The following is a 3800-nucleotide window of genomic DNA, read 5'->3' as shown; positions in this document are numbered from 1 at the left end:
ACCGGCGCCGAAGGTGTTCACCGCGGTCAGCCCGGTGCCGGTGTGCTGCACCGCCTGCAGCGCGGTCGTGTTGGCCAGCACCCGCAGCGCGCCGCCGGACGTCCCCGACCCGCTCGCGTAGGCGTCGAGCGCCGCGGCGTCCGCGCCCGGCACCAGGGCCCACGCCAGCGCGAGCGGCTCCGCGCCGGCGGGCTGCCCGACCTCGACGCCGAACACCGTTCGGGTGGCGGTGCTGGCCGGGTTCGACAGCCGGACCACCCGCCGGCTGGCCCGCACCTGCTCCAGCGTGACGTCGACCTCCGGGGTGTCCAGCAGCACCTGGCCGACCGACACCCGGTCGGTCTCGTCCGCCCACAGCACCCAGGCCAGGTCGGCCCGGCCCGGACCGGTCCACGGGCTCCCGTCCCGCAGCCGTCCGGTCACCGTGACGGCGGCGCTGGCGGTGCTGCGACGGTCCAGGGTGACCAGCACGTCGCGTCCGGCCGGGTCGGAGACGCCGGCGACGAGCAGGACCACCTCCTCGTCCAGCATGAACCAGGAGCGGGTGGCGCGGGCGTTGGCCCAGGTGACCAGCTCGGGCGGGAGCACACCCCGCTCGGCATCGCGGTGCGCCACGTCGTCGGAGAGGACCATCGACGCCGTGCCGTAGGCGCCGAGCCGGGCGCCGCCGGAGTGGGCGGAGGTGCCGACCGGGAAGTAGACGTAGGTGTTCTGCGACTCCGAGGAGGAGGTGAACCCCAGCGGGTGGTCGGGGTCCTCGAACCACCGGGTGCCGTAGAGGTCGGGGACGCTGCGCCGCTGCTCGACGGGGGCCACCACCCCGGGCAGCTGCGCCGGGTCGACGGTGACCAGGTGGTCGGCACCGAAGACACGGCTCTGGTCCTGGCCGGAGAGGTAGAGGTGGTGGGTGCCCTCGCCCTGGAACCAGGGCAGCAGGTTCTCCCCGTTCATGTACTCGTACCTGCTGATCCGCTCCGAGCTGCGCGAGAGCGCGAAGGCCCAGCCGGGGCGGCGGTGCACGTTCCGCTCCATGGCGGCGAAGGCGCTGTGGGAGGTGGCGGGCACCAGGTCGGCCGGCTGCACGGCCGGGTCGGCCAGCACGTCGGCGTGCCGGGCGATGCTCAGCGGCGAGCCGAAGCCCTGCGGGTCGATCGCGGGGCCGGCGGCCTCGCTCAGGTAGGCCACCCAGCTGCGCAGGCGTTCGGCCTCGGCCCCCTCGCTGAGCTCGGCCAGGTCGACCACGGCCTCGACGACGGCGGCCACGTCGGTGTAGCCGGTGGTGGTCCGCGAGACGGCGCGCCCCTTGACCGCCTCCATCATCCAGCCCTCGAAGACGACCGGGGCGAACCCGTCGCGGACCCACTGCTGGACCACCTCCACCAGCTCCGCCCCGGAGGCCCAGGAGGTGCCGCGCAGCATGCCGGTCGTCTGCACCACGCGGGCCAGCAGCGCCTTGCCGTAGGAGCCGGTGTAGGCCACCGAGTGGTGCTGGATGAAGGAGCCGTCGGCGTAGTGGCCGTCGGTCACCCCGTGCCGCAGGTGGTAGGGGTCGATGGTGGCGTAGACGGTCAGCTGGTCGCCGATCGCGGCGCTGACCCGCTGGCTGTCCCCGGTCAGCGCCCCCTGCAGGATGCGGTTGGTGGTGATGTCGGCCAGGTTGGCCCCGGTGTGGAACCGCGAGTCCAGGTCGACGTCGCCGTCCTCGCCGTGGCGCAGGTAGGCGTCCAGGGTGGGCACCAGCGAGGACAGCAGACCGGGGTGCTCGGGCAGCCGGTGGGACAGCAGCACCAGGGTGCGGGTGAGCGACCCGGGCACGCCGATCTCCCAGTTGAACCAGTTGCCGTAGTAGCCCTTCGACTGGTCGGCGAGGTGGTGCGTGTGCAGCCAGGCGACGGCCTCCAGCACCCTGTCCTGGACGGCGACGTCGTCGGTGAGCCCGGAGCGGCGTCCGGCCAGCCGGGTGGCCCGGGCGATGTCGAGCAGGTAGCCGGCCGTGCGCGCCAGCAGCGCGTCGTCGCTGCCCAGCGGGACGCCGGCGAACAGCTCGCCGGGGCCGGCGGCGTCCATCGCCGCCAGCCGGCTGCGGGCGGTCTCCTCCTGGCGTGCCAGCCACGGCTGGACGGCGGGGTGCGCGTTGCTCGCCTCCGTCCCGGCCAGCGAGGCGACGGTGTTGGCCAGCACCCGGGTCAGGTCGTCCCCGCCGGTGTCGGCGCGGGCCGGCCACGGGCAGGCGATGGTGAGCAGCCCGGCGGCGGGGGCGGCGGTGAGCAGCAGTCGGCGGCTGATCGGCACGAGGGGACCTCCGGGGGGTGGCGGCGTGCGTCCCATCCCACCACCGTCGGTGCGTGCTGGCTAGGGTCGGGACATGCAGCTGTCCGCGTCCGACTCCGTCCTCGTCACCGGTGGCGGCTCCGGCCTGGGACGGGCCACCGCCCGCGCGCTCGCGGCCACCGGCGCCGCCGTGGTGCTGGTCGACCTACCCACCTCCGCCGGCGCCGAGGCGGCGGCCGAGCTCGGCGAGCGGGCCGTCTTCGTCCCCGCCGACGTCCGTGAGGAGGACCAGGTGCGGGCGGCGGTCGAGCGGGCCACCGACCTCGGGGCGCTGCGGGTGGTGGTGAGCTGCGCCGGGGTCGCCACGCCCGGGCGGATCCTCAGCCGCAGAGGCGTGCACAGCCTGGAGCACTTCCGCACCGTGGTCGAGGTCAACCTGCTCGGCACCTTCAACGTGCTCCGGCTGGCCGCCGAGGCGATGAGCGGGAACGAGCCCACCGACGGCGACCGCGGGCTCGTGGTGATGACGGCCAGCGTCGCCGCCTACGACGGCCAGATCGGCCAGGCCGCCTACGCCAGCTCCAAGGGCGGTGTGGCCGCGCTCACCCTGACCGCCGCCCGCGACCTCGCCTCCTCCGCGATCCGCGTGATGACGGTGGCACCGGGGGTGATGGAGACGCCGATGATGGCCGGGCTGGGCGAGGAGGTCCGCTCCTCGCTGGAGGCCCTGGTGCCGCACCCCTCCCGGCTCGGACGTCCGGAGGAGTACGCCGCGCTGGTCGAGCACCTGGTGGCCAACCCGCTGCTCAACGGCGAGGTGGTCCGCCTCGACGGAGCCCTCCGGATGCCACCGCGCTGAGCCGGTGCCATGCTGGTCGCAGGAGGGGACGCGATGGCCGCTGACCAGCACCGCGCCGGCTTCCTCGACGGGGCACCGCCGTCGGAGGCCGCGCAGCAGATGTTCGCCGACGACGTGGCTGATGTCGGCTACGTGATGAACCTGACGCGGCTGTGGGCCCACGTGCCGGAGGCGCACCGCCGCTGGACCGAGCTCACCGTGCTGGCCGCCGACCTGGCCGGGTTGGACCTGCGCCGCAAGGGGGTGGTCGTCACCGCGATGGCCGCCACCCTGGGCGACGCCTACTGCTCGCTGGCCTGGGGGACCCGGCTGGCCCAGGTGGCGGGGGAGGAGGTGGCGCGCGCCGTGCTGTCCGGGGCGCCGCTGGACGACCCGGTCGAGCACGCGCTGGCGGCGTGGGCCCGGGCCGTGGTGCGCGACCCCAACCGGACCTCCCCCGACGACGTGCAGGCGCTGCGGGACGCCGGCCTGGACGAGCGGCAGGTCGTCGGGCTCACCCTCTACGTGGCGCTGCGCCAGGCCTTCTCCACCGTCAACGACGCCCTGGGCGCCGCCCCGGACGCCGAGCTGCTCCGCGCCGCCCCGCCCGTGGTCCGCGAGGCCGTCGGGTACGGCCGGCCGGCCGCCGGCTGAGCGGACCCACGTCCGAGCGGACGGCTGCCCTCAGCCC

At 75.3% G+C, this 3800-nt stretch carries 3 protein-coding genes; 2 read left to right on the top strand and 1 reads right to left on the bottom strand.

All coding sequences use genetic code 11. The features are described 5' to 3' along the window. Positions 1 to 2292, bottom strand: a 2292-nt coding sequence (locus DVA66_RS18070; RefSeq protein WP_114561290.1) for a polysaccharide lyase family 8 super-sandwich domain-containing protein, incomplete at its 3' end; no start/stop codon positions are given. Positions 2293 to 2365: 73 nt separating this feature from the next. Here DVA66_RS18070 and DVA66_RS18065 point away from each other — a divergent pair. Both DVA66_RS18065 and DVA66_RS18060 read left to right on the top strand, forming a co-directional pair. Beyond that, positions 2366 to 3130: an SDR family NAD(P)-dependent oxidoreductase gene (locus tag DVA66_RS18065; RefSeq protein ID WP_114561289.1), complete on the top strand. Its 765-nt coding sequence runs from the start codon at positions 2366 to 2368 to the stop codon at positions 3128 to 3130. A gap of 33 nt (positions 3131 to 3163) precedes the next feature. Beyond that, positions 3164 to 3763, top strand: coding sequence for a carboxymuconolactone decarboxylase family protein (locus DVA66_RS18060; RefSeq protein ID WP_114561288.1), 600 nt, complete (start codon positions 3164 to 3166; stop codon positions 3761 to 3763). Positions 3764 to 3800 lie beyond the last annotated feature (37 nt).

It is taken from the genome of Desertihabitans aurantiacus (genome assembly GCF_003344635.1).
Classification (GTDB): domain Bacteria; phylum Actinomycetota; class Actinomycetes; order Propionibacteriales; family Propionibacteriaceae; genus Desertihabitans; species Desertihabitans aurantiacus.
This window is presented reverse-complemented; position numbering and strand designations above follow the sequence as displayed.